18 protein-coding genes are annotated in these 21,309 nt (G+C 51.6%); 7 read left to right on the top strand and 11 right to left on the bottom strand.

Features of this window, described 5'->3' with window-relative positions; translation table 11 throughout:
- Positions 1-35: 35 nt before the first annotated feature.
- The 6 genes from A7K98_RS02335 to A7K98_RS02310 form a co-directional block, all read right to left on the bottom strand.
- Positions 36-1,274: an MFS transporter gene (locus A7K98_RS02335; protein ID WP_237268684.1), complete on the bottom strand. Its 1,239-nt coding sequence runs from the start codon at positions 1,272-1,274 to the stop codon at positions 36-38.
- Between the two features lie 91 nt (positions 1,275-1,365).
- Positions 1,366-1,848 carry a YhcH/YjgK/YiaL family protein gene (locus A7K98_RS02330; RefSeq protein ID WP_087487111.1) on the bottom strand — a complete coding sequence of 161 codons (483 nt, stop codon included), beginning with the start codon at positions 1,846-1,848 and terminating at the stop codon, positions 1,366-1,368.
- A complete protein-coding gene (locus A7K98_RS02325) occupies positions 1,848-2,783 on the bottom strand; it encodes a dihydrodipicolinate synthase family protein (protein WP_087487110.1) in 936 nt (311 codons plus the stop codon). Before A7K98_RS02325 ends, A7K98_RS02330 begins: the two co-directional genes overlap by 1 nt.
- Positions 2,784-2,822: 39 nt before the next feature.
- A complete protein-coding gene (gene rbsK, locus A7K98_RS02320; RefSeq protein ID WP_087487109.1) occupies positions 2,823-4,031 on the bottom strand; it encodes a ribokinase in 1,209 nt (402 codons plus the stop codon).
- A 390-nt stretch (positions 4,032-4,421) separates the two neighbouring features.
- Positions 4,422-4,589 carry a XapX domain-containing protein gene (locus A7K98_RS02315; RefSeq protein ID WP_087487108.1) on the bottom strand — a complete coding sequence of 56 codons (168 nt, stop codon included), beginning with the start codon at positions 4,587-4,589 and terminating at the stop codon, positions 4,422-4,424.
- Positions 4,586-5,152: an NADPH-dependent FMN reductase gene (locus tag A7K98_RS02310; protein WP_087487107.1), complete on the bottom strand. Its 567-nt coding sequence runs from the start codon at positions 5,150-5,152 to the stop codon at positions 4,586-4,588. The genes A7K98_RS02315 and A7K98_RS02310 overlap by 4 nt, the downstream gene beginning before the upstream one ends.
- Positions 5,153-5,260: 108 nt before the next feature.
- On the opposite strand from A7K98_RS02310, the gene A7K98_RS02305 reads away from it, so the two are divergent.
- A complete protein-coding gene (locus A7K98_RS02305) occupies positions 5,261-6,043 on the top strand; it encodes a helix-turn-helix domain-containing protein (RefSeq protein ID WP_087487106.1) in 783 nt (260 codons plus the stop codon).
- A gap of 38 nt (positions 6,044-6,081) precedes the next feature.
- Here the strand turns inward: A7K98_RS02305 and lpxP are convergent, their stop codons facing one another.
- Positions 6,082-7,002, bottom strand: coding sequence for a kdo(2)-lipid IV(A) palmitoleoyltransferase (gene lpxP, locus A7K98_RS02300; RefSeq protein ID WP_087487105.1), 921 nt, complete (start codon positions 7,000-7,002; stop codon positions 6,082-6,084).
- Between the two features lie 546 nt (positions 7,003-7,548).
- Between lpxP and A7K98_RS02295 the strand changes: the two genes are divergently transcribed.
- Positions 7,549-8,787, top strand: a complete 1,239-nt coding sequence (locus A7K98_RS02295; RefSeq protein WP_087487104.1) for a chloride channel protein — start codon at positions 7,549-7,551, stop codon at positions 8,785-8,787.
- A gap of 118 nt (positions 8,788-8,905) precedes the next feature.
- Here A7K98_RS02295 and A7K98_RS02290 read toward each other — a convergent pair whose 3' ends face one another.
- The 4 genes from A7K98_RS02290 to A7K98_RS02275 form a co-directional block, all read right to left on the bottom strand.
- On the bottom strand, positions 8,906-9,352 hold the full coding sequence (locus A7K98_RS02290) for a GNAT family N-acetyltransferase (RefSeq protein ID WP_087487103.1): 447 nt from the start codon (positions 9,350-9,352) through the stop codon (positions 8,906-8,908).
- A 257-nt stretch (positions 9,353-9,609) separates the two neighbouring features.
- Positions 9,610-11,025 (bottom strand): efflux transporter outer membrane subunit, encoded by a 1,416-nt coding sequence (locus A7K98_RS02285; RefSeq protein WP_087487102.1) that lies wholly within the window; start codon positions 11,023-11,025, stop codon positions 9,610-9,612.
- Positions 11,015-14,152, bottom strand: a complete 3,138-nt coding sequence (locus tag A7K98_RS02280) for an efflux RND transporter permease subunit (protein WP_087487101.1) — start codon at positions 14,150-14,152, stop codon at positions 11,015-11,017. The genes A7K98_RS02285 and A7K98_RS02280 overlap by 11 nt, the downstream gene beginning before the upstream one ends.
- Before the next feature lie 9 nt (positions 14,153-14,161).
- Positions 14,162-15,298, bottom strand: a complete 1,137-nt coding sequence (locus A7K98_RS02275) for an efflux RND transporter periplasmic adaptor subunit (RefSeq protein ID WP_087487100.1) — start codon at positions 15,296-15,298, stop codon at positions 14,162-14,164.
- 683 nt (positions 15,299-15,981) lie between these two features.
- Between A7K98_RS02275 and A7K98_RS02270 the strand changes: the two genes are divergently transcribed.
- From A7K98_RS02270 to A7K98_RS02250, 5 genes are all read left to right on the top strand, one after another.
- Positions 15,982-17,094 carry a metallophosphoesterase gene (locus tag A7K98_RS02270; RefSeq protein WP_198361129.1) on the top strand — a complete coding sequence of 371 codons (1,113 nt, stop codon included), beginning with the start codon at positions 15,982-15,984 and terminating at the stop codon, positions 17,092-17,094.
- 96 nt (positions 17,095-17,190) lie between these two features.
- Positions 17,191-17,985, top strand: a complete 795-nt coding sequence (locus A7K98_RS02265; protein ID WP_087487098.1) for an SDR family NAD(P)-dependent oxidoreductase — start codon at positions 17,191-17,193, stop codon at positions 17,983-17,985.
- A gap of 288 nt (positions 17,986-18,273) precedes the next feature.
- Positions 18,274-19,140: a MurR/RpiR family transcriptional regulator gene (locus tag A7K98_RS02260; protein WP_087487097.1), complete on the top strand. Its 867-nt coding sequence runs from the start codon at positions 18,274-18,276 to the stop codon at positions 19,138-19,140.
- An 18-nt stretch (positions 19,141-19,158) separates the two neighbouring features.
- Complete coding sequence (gene ddpX, locus A7K98_RS02255) at positions 19,159-19,743, top strand: D-alanyl-D-alanine dipeptidase (RefSeq protein ID WP_087487096.1); 585 nt, start codon at positions 19,159-19,161, stop codon at positions 19,741-19,743.
- Positions 19,740-21,302 (top strand): ABC transporter substrate-binding protein, encoded by a 1,563-nt coding sequence (locus tag A7K98_RS02250; RefSeq protein WP_087487095.1) that lies wholly within the window; start codon positions 19,740-19,742, stop codon positions 21,300-21,302. Before ddpX ends, A7K98_RS02250 begins: the two co-directional genes overlap by 4 nt.
- Positions 21,303-21,309 lie beyond the last annotated feature (7 nt).

Raw genomic sequence — 21,309 nt, 5'->3', positions numbered from 1 at the left:
CCAGCAGGCCACTGCACGGGCAGTGGCCTGAGCTGTCATTCTTCGCTCAACGGCTGACAGACAAACAAGCCATAACTGATGGCACCCACAATCAGCAATCCCCCGCCCAACAGAAACACATTGGTAAACTGGCCGGTCATTTGCAGAATCACTCCGGTAACAATCGGCGCCATTGCAGCCCCCAGAAAGCCGCCAAAGTTCTGAATCGCGCCCAGTGAAGCAACCTGCTCTTTAGGTGCTATATCTGAAGCCAGCGCCCATAATGCGCCCTGTGGCATCTGCGAGAAGAAGTAGCCAATGGTCAGCAGAGTAATCGCCATCGGGGTGCTGTCGACAAACGGAATAGGTGCAACAAAACACCCTGCCAGTGCGGCTCCTGCCACAACCGGCACTTTGCGCGACGTAATAGCCCGCACCCCCCGACGCACCAGCCGGTCAGAGATAAACCCACCCACCAGCACCCCCAAAATACCCGCCAGAAATGGCAGAGAGGCCAGCCAGCCGGTGGTTTTCAGGCTAAATCCTAAAGAGCGCTCAAGATATCCCGGTAACCAGGTCAGGTAGACCCAGATAGTAAACATGATTGAAAAATTGCCAATAATCATGAACCAGGTTGTTCTGTGGCGGAATAAGCTGCCCCAACTGGCGCCACTACACTGCTGTGGGCTGGCCGTGACCGTACGTTGCCCCGCATGCAGCAAAGCATCTTCCCTGGCATTCGGATCGCGGTAGAACTTAATCCATGCCAGCAGCAGCGGAATGCCACACAAACTAATGGTGATAAACATTCCGCGCCAGCCCAGGCTCAGCATCAGCACAGTCAAAATCGGTGGAGCCAGTGCATTGGCTATCTGTGAACCGGTATTAATGATTGCCGTTGGCAAACCACGCTCTTTCTCACTGAACCAGCGATGAGTCAGAGTGATACCGGAAGTAAAAAACGGCGATTCAGCAATTCCCAGCAACATCCGCAGCCCGTAGAAAAATGAATAGCCGTTAACGAATGCCATCAGAAACGTCATTCCTGACCACAGGCCAAGAGCCCAGGAGAACATCGATTTTGGACCAAACTTATCCACCAGCCAGCCTGCCGGCAGATTTGCCAGCGCATACGGCCAGAGAAATGCTGACAGCAGCAGGCCCATCTGAGTGGGTGAAAAACCAAATTCTGCGGCAATAGTGGTATTAGCAATACTTAAGTTTGCCCGGTCGAGGTAGTTTACTATCGCGGCCAACAGCAGGATAACTATCAGTACCCAGCGCAACCGGGGCATGGTAGCCAACGGAGCCTGCGCATCCCGGCTAACTGAATGGGTGGTATCGTTAAGTGTATTTTGTCGGGCTGAGGTAAGATTTTTCATTATTTTAGCTCCCGTTAAATAAACTCAGATTTATTTTTATGACGGCTTTGGTGATCGGCTGCGGCTGGTCCAGCTGGCAACAGGGCCGGTGGACATCCTCCGGAAAAAACACCGCAAACATCCCCGGACGCAGCGAAATTACTGTTTCTTCACCGACCGACTGATAAAAGACGATATCTTTTTCATGGCTGGCTTCCCCGTCCTGCGGAAAGCTGGCCTGATAGCGACAAACGCCAATATTCTCTTCACCACTTAACAGATACTGGATATCCACATAGCGAAAATGAGATTCCGGACGCTGTCTTTCCGCCGGTGCGGTTACCGCCTGCTGCACCAGACAGAACATCTGGTTGTCTGGCAAAATATCGTATTTTCCCGGCACCATTTGCGAGAAATCCTGCGCTTCAATCCATGTCAGTGCCTGGCGAATTACCGGGTGAAAGGCCTGAAATCCTGCATCCTGAGACCGGGCCTGTGACAGCAACATCAGTGACTACCCTGCTGAGTAATGCGCTGCTGCCACTGCGCCGTGCCACGCCAGATTTGGTCGAGGATCACTTCGAGGCCCCAGTATTTTTCCAGCACGTTATCTTTGGTTACACGGCAGTGCGGGCTGCTGAAAGTCTCCAACCGCTGGTGCCAGATTTTTGCATTCTTCGGATAGCCCAGAGTTTCGGTTACTGCTGCCAGCGACAGGAAAATTGCCAGTTCATCGGCCAGTGCCTGGTGTTTTGCGCCATGATGATACAGCCAGACATAGAGTGCCGGATGGAAGTTAGTAAATACGCCACTGAAGCCACGCGACCCTGCCTGAATGGCCGGCCAGGCGATTGCTGCATTGGCATTGATGATATTCAGTGGTGTCCCTTCAGCTAACGCGACGCGACGTTTCACTGTCGGCAGATCACAGCTGACATCTTTCAGCACCACGAAACGACCGCTGTTAGCACAGAAGCTAAACTCCTCATCACTGAGTAAACGGCGATACGGTGCCGGGCATTCGTACAATCCCAGAGGCACAGAGGCTGGTAGTGTATCCAGCAACTGCTGCAGGTTAGACATAAACACTTCAGTGCCCTGCTGTTGCGGATCCAGATGGTTAGTCACCAGCACCAGTGCATCAATACCGGTTTCGGCCATCGCACTCAGTTCTGCTTTCTGTGCTGCAAGATCATCACTGATATGTCCGGAAGCAATGACCGGTATCCGTCCATCCACCTGACGCACCACAAACTCAGCCAGTTCTACCCGCTCTTCTAAACTCAGGAACTGCATTTCGCTGGACTGGCAAACGGCAAACAAAGCATCCACACCCTGAGCGAGATACCAGTCAATCAGTCGTGCCAGCCCCGGATAATCCACCTGATTATCTGCAGTGAATGGGGTTAACATCACCGGAACAATGCCTTCAATCGCTTTCATCAGAAACTCCTTAACAAGAATATGGGATGTCTGAACCGCTCAGCGGCGGGACAAACGGCTGACGGCTTGCTCGCGGGAAGGCATATTTGATGCCCCCTCGCGTTCCACCGCCAACGATGCAAATGCAGAAGCAAAGGTTGCTGCCTGAACTTCACTTTCGCCGGCAGCCAATGCTGCGACAAAAGCACCATTAAAAGCGTCACCTGCTCCGGTGGTATCCACACTGAGTGCAGGAAACGACGGGATATGCTGGAATTGCTGGCCGTCATATAACAGCGCACCACGGGACCCCATGGTGATAATGATCTGTCGCGCCCCCAGGTCGGCAATTTTGCGGGCGGCCTGTTTTGCGGATTCAACATCCTTAACTTCAATGCCGGAGAGCACAGAGGCTTCGGTTTCGTTAGGTGTCAGAATATCGACCATGGGTAACCAGCTAATGATTTCTTCGGATACCGGGGCCGGATTCAGTACCACCCGCACCGATAATTCCTTTGCCAGGCGAATAGCATTCAGGGTGGCATCAAAATTATTTTCCAGCTGTACCAGCAATATTTCTGAATCCGCCAGGTCTTCGGCCATATCAGCAATTTCGCTGCTGGTCAGGGTTTTGTTCGCCCCCGGATAGATGGCAATCATATTTTCGCCATTAGCTTCCGAGACATAGATGATGGCATTACCGGTCGGCTCATTTTCTGACTGCCAGAGCCGTAGTGAATGAATATCGGACGATGTCAGATGATCAAAAGCAAACTGGCTGAACTGGTCGCTGCCCACTTTCGAGACAAAATGGACCTTTGCTCCGGCACAGCTGGCGGCCAGAGCCTGGTTAGCACCTTTCCCTCCGGGCCCCAGTGAACTTCCTTTTGCCAGCAGCGATTCACCGCCTTTCGGAAAACGCTCCACTCTGGCCACGATATCGACATTAAATGACCCAAGAATGCAGACCTTGCCGTTCATAGCTTCCCCTTGCAGTATTTTCCGCGATTGTTGTTGATGATTTATTCTGGCCAGCAGCACTTCGAAGGTCTCACCGGACTCAGCAATCAGCCGGCTATTCAGCGAACGGCGGATCACTGTGGCACCGCCGTGGCAGCGTTCAATCCGCCCTTCAGCCGCCAGTGCGTTCAGATCGCTGCGGATAGTTTCTTTCGTCACGCCAAACTGCTCTGCAAGACCGGTGACTGTGGCTCGTTCATATTCTTCCAGCCATGCATAAATTTTCTGACGTCTTTCAGACTGAAACATAATGACCTCTGTGATTTTCGAAACAGACTAGGGGGTTAGAGGATGCAGTAAAGTGACTGCCTTCATAACTTACGGGGCAAAACGGAAACAAACAAAAATTGGTAAACAAAAGCACTAAAAATGTTCCGGGAACAGAAGGGTTGGCTGCGGGAATTAAATAACGGGAGATCAGACAGATGCGGAGATTTTTTTAGTGGAGTTGCTCAAACAGATTTTTGCGACTTTAATCTGCGAAGGCAGATGTCGGACGACTATCGCCGATAACTCCTCCTGTAGGAGTAACATGGCTTAGCAGGTGCATTAATACGAAAATGTATTTTGCTGTGCAGACAATTCGCGAAAGCCAGCCTGCGCTGGCGTTATCGCGACCAGTCGGGTGATGCCAACAGATTAATGGAAGTAATTGCTCAGGGTGCGGAAAATAACGCTGCCGGCAAACACGCCAAAAGCACCGATAATCCCGGTCATGGTCGGCGGTGCCGGTAAAGGGAGTTTCAGCCATGAGAAGAATACCCCGACCGATAAGCCAGCCAGCAGTGCATAAAATAGCTGCATCATAGCGCTCCTCTTGCGGCATTTACCTGGCGCAGAAACTGCTGCAGGATTTTATCCAGATGCTGGCAAGTCGCCTCATCTGTCAGCCGTCCTTCAGTGACTTTTTGCCCGGCATAGGTAATTGCGACTTCCGGCAGCGGATAGAGCTGGCACAGCATCGATGCCAGGGTTTCACGCATCTGATACTGCGCCCGCACGCCGCCCAGCATTCCCTGAGACAGAGTGACGAAGAACACGGGCTTTCCGGCCATTACGCTGTGAAACGCTGGTCGTGATAACCAGTCGAGGGCATTCTTCAGCACGCCCGGAATACCATGATTGAACTCCGGTACTACCATCAGCAATGCATCTGCTTCTGCCACCTGATGGCGGGCCCGGATGACCTGCGCCGGGCCATCTGCCGTTTCCAGGTCCTGATTATAAAAAGGAAAATCACCGACACTGAGGGTTTCGGTGTGAGTACCTGCCGGTAGCATGCTCATCAGAGCATCCAGCACAATCTTACTGTAAGAGTCCTGGCGCAGGCTGCCGGCATATCCGGCGATTCGTAAAGGGGTATTTGTCATTTGGCTTAATCTCCCGGTTGTTTTTTCACCGTTAACTGTGACTGGCATTATGACGTAACAAATGATAAAAACATTCGCGAATCGGACAAACTTCGCCGGGATACAGTCATGTTGCCAGCTTTACCGGAAATCAGAGAGGTGTTTCACCCTGCAGGTACTTTTATCAGCCTTCATCAGCATCCCGAAGGTCAGCTAACCTTTGTCACCCGGGGAACCTCCACCATCATGACCAGTGAAGGCTGGTGGCTGGCTTCGCCGGGGCAGGCCATCTGGATCATTCCGCAATGCCCTCACAGTGCCTCATACAGTGAATCTTCACAGGTAATTCAGCTTATGCTGCCACAGTCACTGGCCGGTGGCCTGCCAGGGGATTGCAAAACCCTGAATGTTTCCAGTCTGCTGCGTGAACTGCTGCTGGAAGCACTGGCGTTCCGCCGTCCCGGACGCGATAACAGTGATATCAGTCTTGTCTGGCAGTTGATATTGCATCAGGTAACCCATGCCCCTGAAACACTGACCCTGTTTATCCCCCAGGGACAGGACCGCCGGTTGCAGCAGGTCACCTGGCATCTGAAGCAGGATCCGGGCAATGAGCAGACGCTGCCGGAACTGGCAGAACAACATGGTTGCAGTAGCCGGACACTGGCGCGATTATTTCGTGCAGAAACCGGCATGACGTTTACCCGCTGGCGCGATCATCTGCGGGTAATTACAGCGGTGGACAGGTTGAGCCAGGGACAACCCCTGCATCGGGTAGCAACGGAACTGGGATATCAGTCAGCCAACAGCTTTTCGACCATGTTTAGCCGTTTGCTGGGGGCACCGCCGGGGAGATATATGAGGCAGATGGCGGCCGCGGAATCTCTCCCTGACTACCCTTCAGAGATATAAAACGAAGTCTCCGGCAGAGCGTGCTCTGCCGGAGAAGGTCAGACATACAGAGAGGCTTCACCCAACGGCCGGGTTTTAAACCGCCGATGCACCCACATGTACTGCTCAGGAGCACGCATGATCTCTTTCTCGATCACCCGGTTCATATAAGCCGCTGCCATTGTTTCGGTCGCCGGGAAGTCCTGCAACGGGGCTTCAATATGCAGTTTATAACCCTTACCGTCCGGTTTACGCACCAGAGTAATCGTCAGCAGTGCTGCACGTGATAACCGTGAAAGTACATAGGTCCCGTTAGTCGTTGCGACGTTATTCACACCAAAGAACGGTACGAATGAACTGCCTTTACTACCGTAGTCCTGATCAGGTGCGAACCAGACAGCCTCGCCCTGTTTTAACTTTCCGACCATACCGCGCAAATCACGACGGTCAATCATCTCTTTATTGGAGCGTAACCGGCCACGGGTCTGTATCCACTCCATCAATGGATTATTGTGCGGGCGGTAGGTCGCCATCATTGGCTGACAAATCCCCATCACCCTGCCGCCCAGCTCCAGCGACATAAAGTGAACACCCACACACATCACACCCCGTCGTCCTTCCTGAGCACAACGCAGGTTGTCCAGTCCTTCGACATCAAACCATTTACGGATTCGTTTGTCAGACCAAAACCATGCCATCCCGGTCTCGATTAGCCCGAGACCGAGAGACTCAAAATTTCGTTGCAGAAAGATATCCTGATCCTGCTGACTCATCCCGGGAAAACATAACCGGATATTCTGGCTGGCGATAGATTTCCGCCGTTTAAGGAAAGGCTGTGACCAGGAACCCAGTTGTTTACCAAGTGCCAGTAGTAACGGATAAGGCAGCTTCACCAGACACCACAGCAAGCCAATACCCAGCCACAACATAAAATACTTTGGATTCAAAAAGCTGAACCTGAACCCTTTACTCTTTTTCATACCAGTACCACCAATTCATAAGCAGACATCGAGCTATGTCCAAACACTCAGACAAACTGGCGGGTAAATAATTCAGGAACCATAATGTAACAATTTAGGTCAGCAACTATATTGGCCAGCACACCATGTTAGGTTGTTTGACTCACAGATGAAACAGTTAAAGTGAGTACTTACGCAGAATTATTGATTTTTTACCTTTCCCATACTATCTGTGCTGAAAATGACAGAATCACGCACTAAAACGGAGCAAAATGAGTGTCATTTTGTTGCCAGCAAGGGCTTCGCAGACAACACCCGACGCTGCAATATCTAACCACCCAACGACCATAAAAACAGATTTTTCTGTATCGGTAACAAACTACCCGCCAATGATTTCAGGCAGTCTACCCTGAGGAATTATTTATCAGTCTGAATCCGGAATTTATTAGAACAATATCTGTTTTTTCAGACTTTACCGGGATTCCTCCCGCCGTTGTTTCAGGATTGACGATAAAGCTGTAATAATCCCGGCCAGTTAATTATTTTCCCCGGGCAAAAGGTTGCAGGATGACGAAGTCTTATAAATTTGCCGGAGCTGTCGTACTGACAGGGATCATTTCCGGTGTGGGTGGAATGTTGCTGGCCATGTTATTACATGCCATTCAGCATCTGGCCTTTGGTTACAGTCCGTACGCGATTATCAGCGCCGAAAGCTTTTTGCAGGGTGTCAGTGATGCCAGCCCTGAACGCAGAGTCATCGCTCTGATCTGCGGCGGGCTGATTGCCGGTATTGGCTGGTGGTTACTGGCACGTTATGGCAGACCACGGGTTTCGGTGGATGCGGCAGTAAAAGATGTCAGCCGGCCAATGCCATTGATTACCACTTTTATTCATGCCCTGTTACAGATAATCACTGTCGCGCTTGGATCACCGTTAGGCCGTGAAGTCGCACCACGTGAAATTGGCGCGCTGGGAGCCACATCACTGACCCGGGGTCTGAAGCTGGATGTCGAACAGAGTAAAGTGATTATCGCCTGTGGTGCCGGGGCTGGTCTGGCCGCGGTGTATAACGTTCCTCTGGCCGGGGCGATTTTCACCCTGGAAGTTCTGCTGATCTCATTTCGCTGGAACTGTGTTCTGCCTGCCATTGTGACTTCGTCGATTGCCGCGCTGGTAGCCAGTTTCGGTCTGGGAAATGGCTCGCAATATCACTTTACTGCCCCCACAGCCGATACCACTCTGATTATCTGGGCCATCATCACCTCACCAATTTTTGGTTATGCGGCACACCTGTTCCGTCGTTATACCGCTCATGCCCGGAAAGGGATTAAAACCAACTGGCAAATGCCGGTGCTGTGTCTGGTTAGCTTCGGTCTGACCGGTCTGCTCTCCATATGGTTTCCGCAATTACCGGGTAATGGTAAAGGCCCGACTCAGCTGGCCCTGCACGGTGATTTGTACGGCATGCTGCCATTATTGCTGTTGCTGTTTAAGCTGGTGCTCATCTGGGGAGTATTACGTGCCGGTGCAGAGGGCGGAGTACTGACACCTGGCTTTACGGTCGGTGCCTTGCTGGCCAGTGTACTGTTTAGTTTGTGTTCAGGTTTCCTGCCTGCGGCAGACCAGGGCTCAATTGCGCTGATTGGTGCTGCTGCGTTTCTGGCATCTTCGATGCAGATGCCGCTCACTACGGTGTTACTGGCGGCTGAATTTACCCGAATGGACAGCTCACTGGTTATCCCGGTGGTACTGGCCGTCGGAGGGTCATTTGCCGTCTGTTGTGCGATTGAAAAGCGGGCAAAATAAACCGTACAGTATGAACCGGATAACCCGCTGTTTTCCGGTTCACCGGCCCAAAGCCGCCATTAGCTGGCGGCTTTGGTTCTGCCAGTCATATTAATAAGCCGCTGATTTAACTGGCTTATCAGCCCTGACGATTCATGGTGTAACGGACAAAATCATCCACGGTCGCCAGCTTGTCATACAACGCCCGGGCAGAATTATTTTCGCGAGTCACCCAGTAAACTTTCGACCAGCCTTGTTCACGGGCTTCTTCCCCTATTGCCTCAATCAGTGCTTTTCCTGCGCCTTTGCCGCGTGCTGCCGGGGAAACAAACAAGTCCTCAAGGTAACAAACCGGCTGGCTGACCCAGGTGCCTTCATGCAGTACGCACATGGCAAACCCCACTACTTGCTGGTCTGTTTCTGCCAGCCGGCACTGAATCCCCGATGCTGGTGACAAAGCTTTATGCCAGGTGGCCCGGGTAATTTCTTCTGCCAGAGTACTACCATAAAATTCCAGATAGCCATTCCACAACGCCCGCCATGCAGCGTAATCTTCCGGGGCTGCAGCCCGTATTTTGATCGACATCGCCTTCTCCTGAAAAGTAAATCCAGAAAATCTGTCTGGCGAGCATCTTAGCAAACAAAACAGAATGATAGAGGAGCTTTGACTGCTATGACCAGGGTTGATAGCAAGGACCGGCAACCGGCTGGCTCACCAACCGGGTCGCTGTGGTGAAAAATCAGAAGGGAATAAATAATAAGGCCCGACGGCCGGGGATTTCCCCTTTGGTCAGGCCTTAAGAGTGCAGCAGGAAGTGCGGAGCGAGAAGCCCCGCTCTCCGGTTACTGGCGGGTTTTGGTCCAGCCACCACCCAGTACTTTATACAGAGTGATTTTCTGCGTCAGCATTCCCAGATGTGCAGCAATCTGCGATTGCTGTGCTGTGTACCAGGAACGCTGGGCTACCAGCACCGCCAGGAAGTCATCGATACCTTCACGGTAACGCAGCTGTGAATAACGATAATCACGCTCTCCGGCATCAGCTTCCTGAGTCACGGCCTGCAACTGGTTTGCCCAGGTGTCTTCACCTGCCAGCTGGTCGTTAACTTCCTGGAATGCAGTCTGGATAGTTTTCTCGTAATTCGCGATATCCACCCGTTTTTCCAGTTTAGCGATATTCAGGTTTGCCTGGTTCACACCGCCGTCAAAGATTGGCAGGCTGATGCTCGGCAGGAATTCCCAGGCACCGGTACCGCCTCCCAGCAGATGGCTGAGTGAACCACTGGAAGAACCGCCAGTGGCGGTCAGGCTGATACTTGGGAAGAACGCTGCCCTGGCCGCACCAATGTTGGCATTAGCGGCTTTCAGCGTATGTTCTGCCGCAATAATATCCGGGCGACGGGTCAGCAAATCAGACGGCAACCCGGCCGGAGTCGGCGGGAAGTTCCAGTTGCTGTTCAGCGTCGCGCCTGCCAACAGAGTCGGAGGTAAGTCAGTACCTACTAACAGCCGTAGGGCATCAACATCCTGACGTACCTGGCGGGTGTAATTGGCCACATCCGCCTGGGCACTGCGCAGTGTCATTTCTGCTTCTGCCAGATCCTGATCACTGCTGACCCCTCCGTCATAACTCATTTTGGTCAGACGGTAGGAATCCTGCTGGCTCAGCACCGTTTGCTGTGCCAGATGCAGTAAGTCATTGTCAGAACAGAGCGTCAGCCATGAAGTCGCCACTTCCGCAATCAGCGAGATACGGGTGGCCTGCTCGGTGGCTGCGGTCGACAGATAAGTTTCCTGTGCTTCATCTTTCAGGCTGCGTAACCTGCCGAAGAAGTCCAGCTCCCAGGCAGAGACCCCGAGCCCCGCATCCAGTTCGTGATCTGTTACTGCACCGGTACTCTTGGTGCTGTAAAGACCCGCAGGCAGATGTTCCGTGGTTGACGAAGCACTGGCAGTGACCGTAGGCATTAATGCGGCACGGTTGATGGTGACCTCATTACGCGCTTCCTGAACATTCAACGCGGCTACCCGCAAATCACGGTTGTTATCCAGAGCCAGCTGAATCAGGTTCTGCAACTTCGGATCGGTAAAAAATTGCTGCCAGGACAAATCGGCCACATTACCAGTCGGAGTTGCCATATTGTAAGTGGCATCTACCGGCATGGCCGGTCGTTTATAATGGGGCTGCAAAGAGCAGCCCGCCAGCCCCAGGGCTGCTACCATCGGCAGCAGCTTCCATGAGAGAGGTTTAATCATCATGTTTACTCACCTCAACAGGGTGCTTGTTCTTCCTGCCAGAGAAAAATTGCGACACCACTACATAGAACATAGGTACAAAGAAGATTGCCAGGAAAGTCGCCGTCAGCATCCCTCCGACAACTGCTGTACCGATCGAGTGCTGGCTACCGGCCCCGGCGCCATCGGAAATCGTCAGCGGGAATACCCCGAGAATAAAGGCCATTGACGTCATAATAATCGGCCGGATACGCATTTGCGCAGCATCTTTTGCAGCCTCAATATATGACTTACCTTCCCGTTCGTGTGCTTCTTTCGCAAATTCAACAATCAGGATGGCGTTTTTCGCCGCCAGCCCGATGGTCGTCAGCAAACCTACCTGGAAGAATACGTCATTACTCAGTCCGCGAATTAACACCGCCGCAATGGTTCCCAACACCCCTAACGGCACGACCAGGATGACAGAGAACGGAATTGACCAGCTTTCATACAGCGCTGCCAGACACAGGAATACCACCAGAATAGACAACCCATAAAGAGCATAAGTCTGGTTACCGGAAGCCTGTTCCTCGTAAGAGATGCCGTACCACTGAACACGGAAACCAGACGGCAGTTGTTTCGCTATCTGCTCCATGGCTTTCATAGCTTCACCCGTACTGTGTCCCGGTGCCGGAGAACCCTGAATTTCTTCAGACTGCAGACCGTTGAACCGTTCATAGTGCGGAGAACCACTGACCCATTTACCACTACCAAAGGCAGACCAGGGAACCATATCACCGGCACTGTTACGGAAGTACCACTTATTCAGGTCTTCAGGAGTTACACGGGAACTCGCTTTACCCATCAGGTAGACTTCTTTTACACGACCGTTGTACATGAACTGATCGATATAGCTGGAACCCCAGGCGACAGAGATGGTGTTGTTAATATCCGTCAGGCTCAGTCCCAGTGCACTGGCACGTTCATCATCGATGATTAACTGGTACTGCGGCTCATCCTCCATACCGTTAAGACGTACACCGGCAAGGCGTGGATCTTTGTTCGCCAGTTCAATCAGCTTATTCGCCGCAGCCATCATTTGCAGGTGACTATGCGCACCGGTATCCTGAAGGTACATATCGAAACCGGTAGCATTACCCAGTTCCAGTACGGCCGGAGGTACCATCGCGATAATCTTCGCATTTTTGTAATTAGCGAAATGAGCGGTCGTTCTGGCAGCGACATCAAACACACTGTCTCCGGCCTTGGTTCGCTTGCTCCAGTCTTTCAACAGCACAAAGGCCATACCACTGTTCTGACCACGCCCGGCAAAGTTAAAGCCGTTAACCCCGAACACGCTGCCAACCAGACTGCCTTCATCTTTAAGCAAATAAGCGTTCAGATCGTTGATTACCTGCTGAGTACGTTGTGCGGATGCGTTCACGGGGAGTGTCATCTGCACCATCATCAGCCCCTGGTCCTCATTAGGCAGGAAGGTGGTTGGTACCCGCGTGAACAGGAAGCCGGTAACTCCGACAATGATCAGGTAGACCAGCATAAACAGGCCACGGCGTGACAAAATACCGTTAACACCCCGCCGGTACTGCATAGTTCCGCGTTCAAAGTTACGGTTGAACCAGCCGGCCAGGCCACGGGTTTTAGTTTCTGCCGCGGTCGGTTTCAGGATAGTTGCACACAGTGCCGGGGTAAAAATCAGCGCCATCAACACCGACAGCCCCATCGCCGAAACGATAGTTACGGAGAACTGGCGATAAATAACCCCTGTCGATCCGGAGAAGAAGGCCATCGGTAATAATACTGCCGACAGAACCAGCGCAATCCCGAACAATGCTCCCTGAATCTGCTGCATCGATTTTATCGTCGCTGCCTTCGGATCAAGGTGCTCTTCGTGCATCACCCTCTCGACGTTTTCCACCACGACGATGGCATCATCCACCAACAAGCCTATCGCCAGTACCATCCCGAACATCGTCAGGGTGTTGATACTGTAGCCGAAGATTTCCAGGATACCGAAAGTCCCCAACAGTACTACCGGAACCACCAGGGTAGTAATCATGGTGGCACGCAGGTTCTGCAGGAAAATCAGCATCACGAAGAATACCAGCACAATCGCTTCAATCAGCGTATGTACCACATCTTTGATAGAGGCACTGACCACCGGAGCAGTGGTATACGGGTAAACAACTTCGACGCCACTTGGCAGCGAGCTTTTCAGACCTTCAACCGTCTTTTGTACCGCTTCAGACGTATCCAGCTCATTAGCACCGGTTGCCAGTTCAATCGCAATACCGGCTGAAGGCATACCGTTCAGCGTGGCGTTAATGGTATAGGCCTGCGGGCCTAATGACACATTTGCCACATCTTTCAGGCGGATTTGCGAACCATCCGTATTCACTTTCAGCAGTACATTCTGGAACTGTTTCACCGTAGTAAAACGGGACTTACCAAGAATGGTCGCCTCTGTTTTTGCTCCCGGAATGGTCGGTAAACCACCTAACTGTCCGGCAGAAACCTGAACGTTCTGGTTTTCGATAGCGGTGCTGACATCGCTTGGGATCAGGTTGTATTTATACAGTTTGGCAGGGTCCAGCCAGATACGCATCGCGTATTCAGCACCCATTACCATAAAGTCACCTACCCCCGGGGTACGGGAAATCGGGTCTTCCAGTTTAGAAACCAGCAGGTCAGCCAGGTCACCATTACTCAGCTTGCCGTCTTTGGAAATCAGACCAACAACCATCATGTAGTTTTTCTGGTATTTACGGATACGGATACCCTGATCCGTTACGCTGCTCGGTAACTGCGATTCGGCCAGCGACACACGGTCCTGTACCTGAACCTGAGCGATATCAGAGTTGGTTCCCTGATTAAAGGTGGCGATAATCTGGGCGCTACCATCACTGCTGGTCGTCGATTCCAGATAACGTAAACCATCCAGACCGTTTAGCTGCTGTTCAATAACCTGAACCACAGTGTTCTGGGTTGTTTCGGCGCTGGCGCCCGGGTAAGTGACCGATACTGAAATCGCCGGTGCGGCAATGTTCGGGTACTGGTTAACCGGCAGGTTAAGCGTAGCAAGCGCTCCCACCAGCATTACGATAATCGCAATTACCCAGGCGAAGATAGGCCGTTCAATAAAGAACTTAGACATCAGGCCTCCTTATTGTGCCGCAGCATCAGTCATCGACAGATTGACTTTACCGACTACCGGAGTGTCATTGGTATCTGCAGCAACCGTTTTGACTTTGCCGCCGACGTGAGCACTCTGCAGTCCATTGACAATCACTTGCTGACCGGCAGATAACCCCTGAGTAATCAGCCATTTTTCGCCAACCATCTCGCCGGTGGTCACACTCTGCTGAGCCACAGTGTCATCCTTCTGCACCACGTAAACATAAGGCTGACCTTTGCTGTCATGCATAATGGCTTCCTGAGGCACCAGAATACCCTGCTGCTGAATAGCCTGCGGCAGGCTGGCATGGACATACATGCCTGGTAATAATTCATCGTGTGGGTTCGGGAAGACAGCCCTCAGCACGACAGTGCCGGTCGCTTCATTGACGTTAACTTCAGAAAAAGCCAGTTTACCTTCCAGAGGGTATTCACTGCCGTCTTCCAGTTGCAGACGGACTGCCGCTTCGTTATCACCCACTTTCTCAAGCTTGCCTTCTGCCTGCGCACGGCGCAGACGCAACAGATCAGCAGAGGATTCGCTGACATCCACGTAAATCGGATCAAGTTGCTGGATGGTTGCCAGATAATCGGTCTGGCCGCTGGTGACCAGCGCACCTTCGGTATATAACGAACGGCTGATATGACCGGAGAACGGTGCTCTGACCTGAGTGTAATTGAGGTTAACCCGTGCCGTTTCCAGATCAGCTTTCGCTTCTCGTTCGGCGGCGACAGCATCCTGATAAGTTTGCTGGCTGACCGCATGGGCTGCTGCCAGCGGCTGATAACGTTTGCTCAGCATGTCATCATTTTGCCAGGTGGCAAGGGCTTTATCGTAAGCCGCCTGGTAAGTCGCCGGATCTATCTGATAAAGCGGCTGACCCTGCTTAACTTCACCCCCCTCGGTAAACAGGATTTTTTGGATAACACCACTGACCTGAGGTCTGACTTCGGCAGTTTTCACCGCATCAGTCCGGCCCGGTAACTGGGTAAATAAGGTGACTGGCTCACTTTTCAGGGTGATCGTTCCAACTTCAGGTGGTGCTGAAGAAGCTGGTTGTGAAGCCCCCTGATCACAGGCTGTCAGTAAAAACACCGCACTGACAGAAAGAAATTTCAATCTCATAATTTATCTCAACATGGACAGGGAAAAGGAAAATGACCTGATTTTTTTCATGATATGCCATCAGAAAAAGGGAAATTTGACGCTTGTTGTAAAGATTTCGTGAAGCATGATTGCAAAAAGCAACCCGGGAATTTTCACAGCAAGGCGTCGGTTTATCCCGATATTGCATAACTTTCTGATAAATGGCGTTTTGCATCACGGGAGTTCCCGGACGAAGATCAACATCAACAACGAGAGTGATCGCTTGCCGTCGCGGAACGCCCCGAAATCACCCGGAAAGTTCCCAAATACTCATCGGTGTGGAAATGGCTAAGCTACACGATAAGAATGGAAGAAGTCTTTGATGAAAGCGCAGCAAATTGATAAGAGGTATGACTGAATATATCAGTTGTAAACAGCTAATCAGCACCGCAATTGTTCGTAAAAACTGATGCTTTGCATAGTGTGCGGTTTTATTGAAGTGAATATTATATAACCATTTGAATAGTATAATATTCTGTAAATTGTCGATGGTTATATTGAACGTTTACTGACTATCAAAAGCAGATCTTATGGTTACAGCCTGAGAATTTGTTCATAATTTTTAAATCACCCCGTCTGACTATGGCAGTGACCGGCGAATGCGCTTATCTCACAGGCAATGCTAAAGTTAACATTGTTTTAACCGATTCACAGGAGTGGCCGTGCTATCTTTTATTACCCCGTTAATGGCGTTGATGATTGGCTGGCGTTTCATCTTACACCTACCGCTTCCCGCTACCCTCAGAATTTTAATTTTTATCTTTGTCCTGCTGATTGCCGAATGCCATCTGATCTATCGGCGAGTTTTCGGCAACATGTTCTCGCCGGAATTCCCACAGCCGATGATGGTGGCTATCAATGCACTGTTTGGTGCAGAGATCCTGTTTACTCTGCTGCTGGCGATCCAGGCATTGTGGAGCCTGGTGGCCTGGCTGGCAGGGCATCCGGTGTTACGAACTCAACAAATTAACAGCCTTTTATTGTTGGTCTCACTGGTGGTGGCCGGTTATGCCGCCTGGCAGGCGGTTAAGGTTCCGTCGGTTAAGCAGGTGACGGTAAAAATTGCTCATCTGCCGGCAGCATTTGAAGGCTATCGGCTGGTACAACTGACGGACCTGCATGCCAGCTCTCTGTTGCGTAGCCATTGGATGACTCAGGTGGTTCAACGAACGAATGCTCTGAATGCAGATTTAATCACCATGACCGGAGATATTGCTGACGGAACCGTCGAAAACCGCCGCCAGGACGTTGCCCCGCTGAAGCAACTGCGGGCCAAAGATGGTGTGCTCGCCATTCCCGGTAACCACGAATATTACGTCGATTTCGATGCGTGGATGAAAGAAGTCGCGTCGCTTGGAATGCAGGAACTGCAGAACCAGTCAGTACGAATCTTCCGTGGTACTGACAGTATTGTGGTAGCCGGAGTCACCGATGAAGCCGCCCTGCGTTTCTCAAAGCCTGGCCCTTCATTAGAAGAAGCACTGCAGGGAGTCACCGCGGAGGATACGGTTATTCTGATGGATCACCGGCCGGTAAATGCCAGACAAAATGCAGAGGCAGGAGTCGATCTGCAACTGTCCGGACATACTCATGGCGGGATGGTGCCAGGACTGGATTTACTGGTGAAACGAGCCAATCATGGATTTTATTCCGGCGAATACCGGCTGGGCCGGATGTTGCTGTATGTCAGTAACGGTACCGGGCTGTGGAATGGCTTTGCTTTACGGCTCGGGCATCCTTCTGAAATTACAGTGTTTACTCTGCAAAAGGGCTAACGTTCTGCTACTGAGTGCTGCTTTTTGCTAAGTCATTTTACTGCATCCTGCCAGGATAAAGGCTTCCGATGCCCTCAATATTCAAAGGAACAGGTAATGAACATTAATCTTTCCGGAAAAACTGCTCTGGTCACCGCCTCTACTGGCGGAATTGGTTTCGCCATCGCCAGTGGGCTGGCCGAAAGCGGTGCTGAAGTCGTGATTAACGGTCGCAGCGAACAGCGGGTACAACAGGCTATTACGACCATCCTTGCCCGGTTTCCGTCGGCGAAACTGCGGGGTATTGCTGCTGACTTAAGCCAGCCAGAAGGTGTGGAACAGCTGATTGCTGCGCTGCCACAAACCGATATTCTGGTTAATAACGCCGGGATATACGGCACTCAGGATTTTTTTGAAACTGATGATGCGCTGTGGGAGAGCTACTGGCAAACCAACGTGATGTCAGGCGTACGCCTGTCCCGCCATTATTTGCCAGCAATGACAGCGAATCAGTGGGGCCGTGTAGTCTTTATCTCTTCTGAGTCTGCACGCAATATCCCCGCTGATATGATCCATTACGGGGTCAGTAAAACAGCACAGCTGGCATTATCCCGCGGTCTGGCAAAACGGGTTGCCGGCAGCGGTGTTACCGTCAACAGTGTCCTGCCCGGACCAACATTGTCCGACGGTTTTCACGATATGTTGGCTGAAGAAGCACAGCGAACCGGTAAAACAGTCGAAGAGTTAGGCAAAGAGTTTGTGATGACTCACCGCCCTTCCTCGGTGATTCAACGTCCGGCAAGCGTCGATGAAGTCGCCAGTATGGTAGTCTATATCTGCTCTTTACAGGCTTCTGCCACCTCAGGTGCCGCTTTGCGGGTAGATGGCGGCGTGGTGGATGATATTCTCTGATACTTTCTGACAGCAGCCAGCTCTGTACCCGTGACAGAGCTGGTAAATCTGTTGTCGTGATGTCCTTTTCTCCGTTTTTCCCCCTTTCCGACTGCACTGTGATGATTCAGTTGCACCGGTTTGTGCTCCCCATTCTGACCTGTAATCCGTCTCAGCCACTATCAGAAAGTCTCTACCCATCTGAAATTAAATAATTTTTATCCGGCATTTAAAACTGGCACACATCCTGCTTTGTTAGCTTAGTGACAGAATGACACCGAATGACAACAAACTAACATTGGGTCTGCAATGAACACCAGTTCCGGATTTTTCAAAACGATCGAAGAGGCTTTCAGCCATCAGACGCCGAGCGATAAACGGATCAGTGCATGGCTGCTGAGTAACCGGGAGCAGATTCCGTATGAAACTGCCGACAGTATCGCCCGGGCTACCGGCACCAGCGGTATCACCGTTGGCCGCTATCTGAGAAAACTGGGGTTCAGAAACCTGGAAGATGTAAAAAACATTCTGCGTGAAGTTCCGCAAACCTCATACAAACCGTGGGGAGTGATCGACAGGCTGGACTCCTGGGAACAACAAAAGTCATTACCAGACCGCGCCAGCCAGTCGCTACAAATGGAGCTGGACGCGATTAAATATGTTTATCAGCTGGCACAGACCGAGGTATTTACCCGCGTCAGCCAGCAGATTGCCAGTGCCGATGCCGTTATCGTGTTAGGTGTGCAGTCCACTCGTGGGCTTGCCCACACCTTTTTCAGCCACCTGGAATATCTGCGTCCCCGGGTTAGTTACGCTGATGGCAGCTCCGGCAGCTGGCTGGAATCACTGAATTCAGAATATAAAAACCCGTATGTGATTCTGACCGACACTCGTGCTTATTCTGCGGCAGCCCGCCAGTTTTGCGAGGTCGCTTCAAAGTCCGGGGTACCGACAGCACTGGTCACCGATATCTGGTGCCCCTGGGCGCGTGATTACACGGTTGATCTTTTGCAGGTAAAAACCGATACCGGCAACTTCTGGGACTCTCTGGCCCCCATAAGCTGCCTGTTTAATCTTCTGCTGTCGTCAGTGGTCGGGCAAATCGGGCCGGGTATTTCAGACCGGCTTGCCCGTAACCGCCGTTTACAACAGGAATTTGGTCAGTTCGAACGCTAACCTCTCAGGGACTTTTAGATGACTCAGGAAACTCAACTTGTCGATATTGCAGAGAAATTTCCGCAACTGCTGATCGATATGAAATACGCCACTGCCGATAATATTACTCATCAGCCGATTTACAGTACTTCGCTGTGTCTGCTGCATCAGGATGCAGCCGCCGCATTGTCACGCAGCATCAATATTGCTGCTCTGTCCGGTTTCAGAATACTGGTACTGGATGCCTACCGGCCACAGCAGGCCCAGCAGCTGCTGTGGAATGCCTGTCCTAATCAGGACTACGTAGTACCACTGTCACAAGGTTCCAATCATAGTCGTGGTACAGCCATCGACGTCACCCTGGTGGATGACCACGGCCAGATTCTGGATATGGGAACCGGCTTCGACGAAATGAATGAGCTGTCTCACCCATACCATCCGGCACTCAGCCAGACATTCCAGCGTAATCGCCTGCTACTAAACGCCATTATGTTCGGCGGGGGATTTACCGGAATAGCCACCGAATGGTGGCATTTCGAATTACCGGGAGCGGCGGCCTATCCGCTTATCGATGATGTTTTCACTTGTATTAGCCCGGCACAGACTGACGGAGTATTTCCATGAAAATAAAGTTCACAGCCACCGGAGGCGTATTGCCTCTGTTTATTGCCGCTATCATCACCTCAGCTGCCGCGCCCGTTCTGGCGGCAGTGCCGAAAAATATGCTGGTGATTGGTAAAGCCGCCGATCCTCAGACACTGGACCCGGCAGTGACTATCGATAACAACGACTGGACCGTCACCTACCCCGCCTATCAGCGGCTGGTGAAATATAAAACCGAAAATGGCAAAGGGTCTACCGATGTCGAAGGCGACCTGGCACAGAGCTGGACAAGTTCAGCAGACGGTAAAGTCTGGACGTTCACTCTGCGCAAAGGTGAAGAGTTTGATGACGGAACCCCGGTAACCGCCGAGGCGGTTAAACTGTCCTTTGATCGACTGATGCGGCTTAAACAAGGCCCTTCAGAAGCATTTCCTGACGGACTGAAAGTGGACGTTATCGATCCTCAGACGGTACAGTTTACTCTGCCTTCACCCTTTGCACCGTTCCTGTTCACTCTGGCCAACGACGGAGCCTCAGTCATCAACCCGGCAATTCTGAAAGCCAATGCCGCCGATGACGCCCGTGGCTACCTGGCAGAACATACTGCCGGTTCCGGAGCCTATATGCTGCAGCGCTGGCAAAAAGGTCAGCAGCTGGTATTAGTTCCTAACCCACATTTTGCCGGCCCGAAACCTGCCTTTAAACGGGTTGCAGTGAAAATCATCAGTGAAAGTGCCGCCCGTCGTCTGCAACTGGAGAAAGGGGATATTGATGTTGCCGACTCATTGCCGGTTGACCAGTTTGCTGCACTGAAAAAGCAAAATGAGGTTGCGGTGTATGACTATCCTGCTTTGCGGGTGACCTACCTCTATCTTAACAACAGTAAAGCCCCGTTAAACCAGCCGGATTTACGCCGGGCCATCTCCTGGGCCACCGACTATCAGGGTATGGTTTCCGGTATTCTCGGCGGCAATGGCAAACAAATGCGCGGTCCTATTCCGGAAGGTATGTGGGGTTATGACGCCAGTGCAATGCAGTACTCTCTGGACCTGACTAAGGCCAAAGCAGAACTGGCAAAAGTTTCCGATAAACCGGCCAGCCTGTCATTCCTCTATTCTGACAATGATCCGAACTGGGAGCCTATCGCTTTATCAATGCAGGCAAACCTGAAAAAACTGGGCATCGACGTGAAACTGGAAAAACTGGCCAATGCCACCATGCGCGATCGTATTGGTAAAGGTGACTACGATATCGCCATTGGTAACTGGAGTCCGGACTTTGCTGACCCCTATATGTTTATGAACTACTGGTTCGAGTCAGATAAAAAGGGTCTGCCTGGTAACCGTTCGTTCTATTCCAACCCGCAGGTGGATGCGCTGCTGAAACAGGCGGTGGCAACTTCTGACCAGGCGAAACGTACTGAATTTTACCAACAGGCTGAAAAAACAGTTATTTCTGATGCGGCCTACGTTTACCTGTTCCAGAAAAACTACCAGGTCGGCATGAGCAAATCGGTTAAAGGCTACGTATTCAACCCGATGCTGGAACAAATATTCAATATTGCAGAGATGAGCAAATAAAAAATCT

Source organism: Tatumella citrea, assembly GCF_002163585.1.
Classification (GTDB): domain Bacteria; phylum Pseudomonadota; class Gammaproteobacteria; order Enterobacterales; family Enterobacteriaceae; genus Tatumella; species Tatumella citrea.
The sequence above is the reverse complement of the archived record's forward strand: the minus strand, read 5'-3'. Positions and strand labels throughout refer to the sequence as shown.

Coding starts and splice junctions, on each gene's coding strand:
- A7K98_RS02335 (WP_237268684.1), bottom strand. CDS start 1,274: ATGCCCCGGTTGCGCTGGGTACTGATAGTTATCCTGCTGTTGGCCGCG.
- A7K98_RS02330 (WP_087487111.1), bottom strand. CDS start 1,848: ATGTTGCTGTCACAGGCCCGGTCTCAGGATGCAGGATTTCAGGCCTTT.
- A7K98_RS02325 (WP_087487110.1), bottom strand. CDS start 2,783: ATGAAAGCGATTGAAGGCATTGTTCCGGTGATGTTAACCCCATTCACT.
- rbsK (WP_087487109.1), bottom strand. CDS start 4,031: ATGTTTCAGTCTGAAAGACGTCAGAAAATTTATGCATGGCTGGAAGAA.
- A7K98_RS02315 (WP_087487108.1), bottom strand. CDS start 4,589: ATGATGCAGCTATTTTATGCACTGCTGGCTGGCTTATCGGTCGGGGTA.
- A7K98_RS02310 (WP_087487107.1), bottom strand. CDS start 5,152: ATGACAAATACCCCTTTACGAATCGCCGGATATGCCGGCAGCCTGCGC.
- A7K98_RS02305 (WP_087487106.1), top strand. CDS start 5,261: ATGTTGCCAGCTTTACCGGAAATCAGAGAGGTGTTTCACCCTGCAGGT.
- lpxP (WP_087487105.1), bottom strand. CDS start 7,002: ATGAAAAAGAGTAAAGGGTTCAGGTTCAGCTTTTTGAATCCAAAGTAT.
- A7K98_RS02295 (WP_087487104.1), top strand. CDS start 7,549: ATGACGAAGTCTTATAAATTTGCCGGAGCTGTCGTACTGACAGGGATC.
- A7K98_RS02290 (WP_087487103.1), bottom strand. CDS start 9,352: ATGTCGATCAAAATACGGGCTGCAGCCCCGGAAGATTACGCTGCATGG.
- A7K98_RS02285 (WP_087487102.1), bottom strand. CDS start 11,025: ATGATGATTAAACCTCTCTCATGGAAGCTGCTGCCGATGGTAGCAGCC.
- A7K98_RS02280 (WP_087487101.1), bottom strand. CDS start 14,152: ATGTCTAAGTTCTTTATTGAACGGCCTATCTTCGCCTGGGTAATTGCG.
- A7K98_RS02275 (WP_087487100.1), bottom strand. CDS start 15,298: ATGAGATTGAAATTTCTTTCTGTCAGTGCGGTGTTTTTACTGACAGCC.
- A7K98_RS02265 (WP_087487098.1), top strand. CDS start 17,191: ATGAACATTAATCTTTCCGGAAAAACTGCTCTGGTCACCGCCTCTACT.
- A7K98_RS02260 (WP_087487097.1), top strand. CDS start 18,274: ATGAACACCAGTTCCGGATTTTTCAAAACGATCGAAGAGGCTTTCAGC.
- ddpX (WP_087487096.1), top strand. CDS start 19,159: ATGACTCAGGAAACTCAACTTGTCGATATTGCAGAGAAATTTCCGCAA.
- A7K98_RS02250 (WP_087487095.1), top strand. CDS start 19,740: ATGAAAATAAAGTTCACAGCCACCGGAGGCGTATTGCCTCTGTTTATT.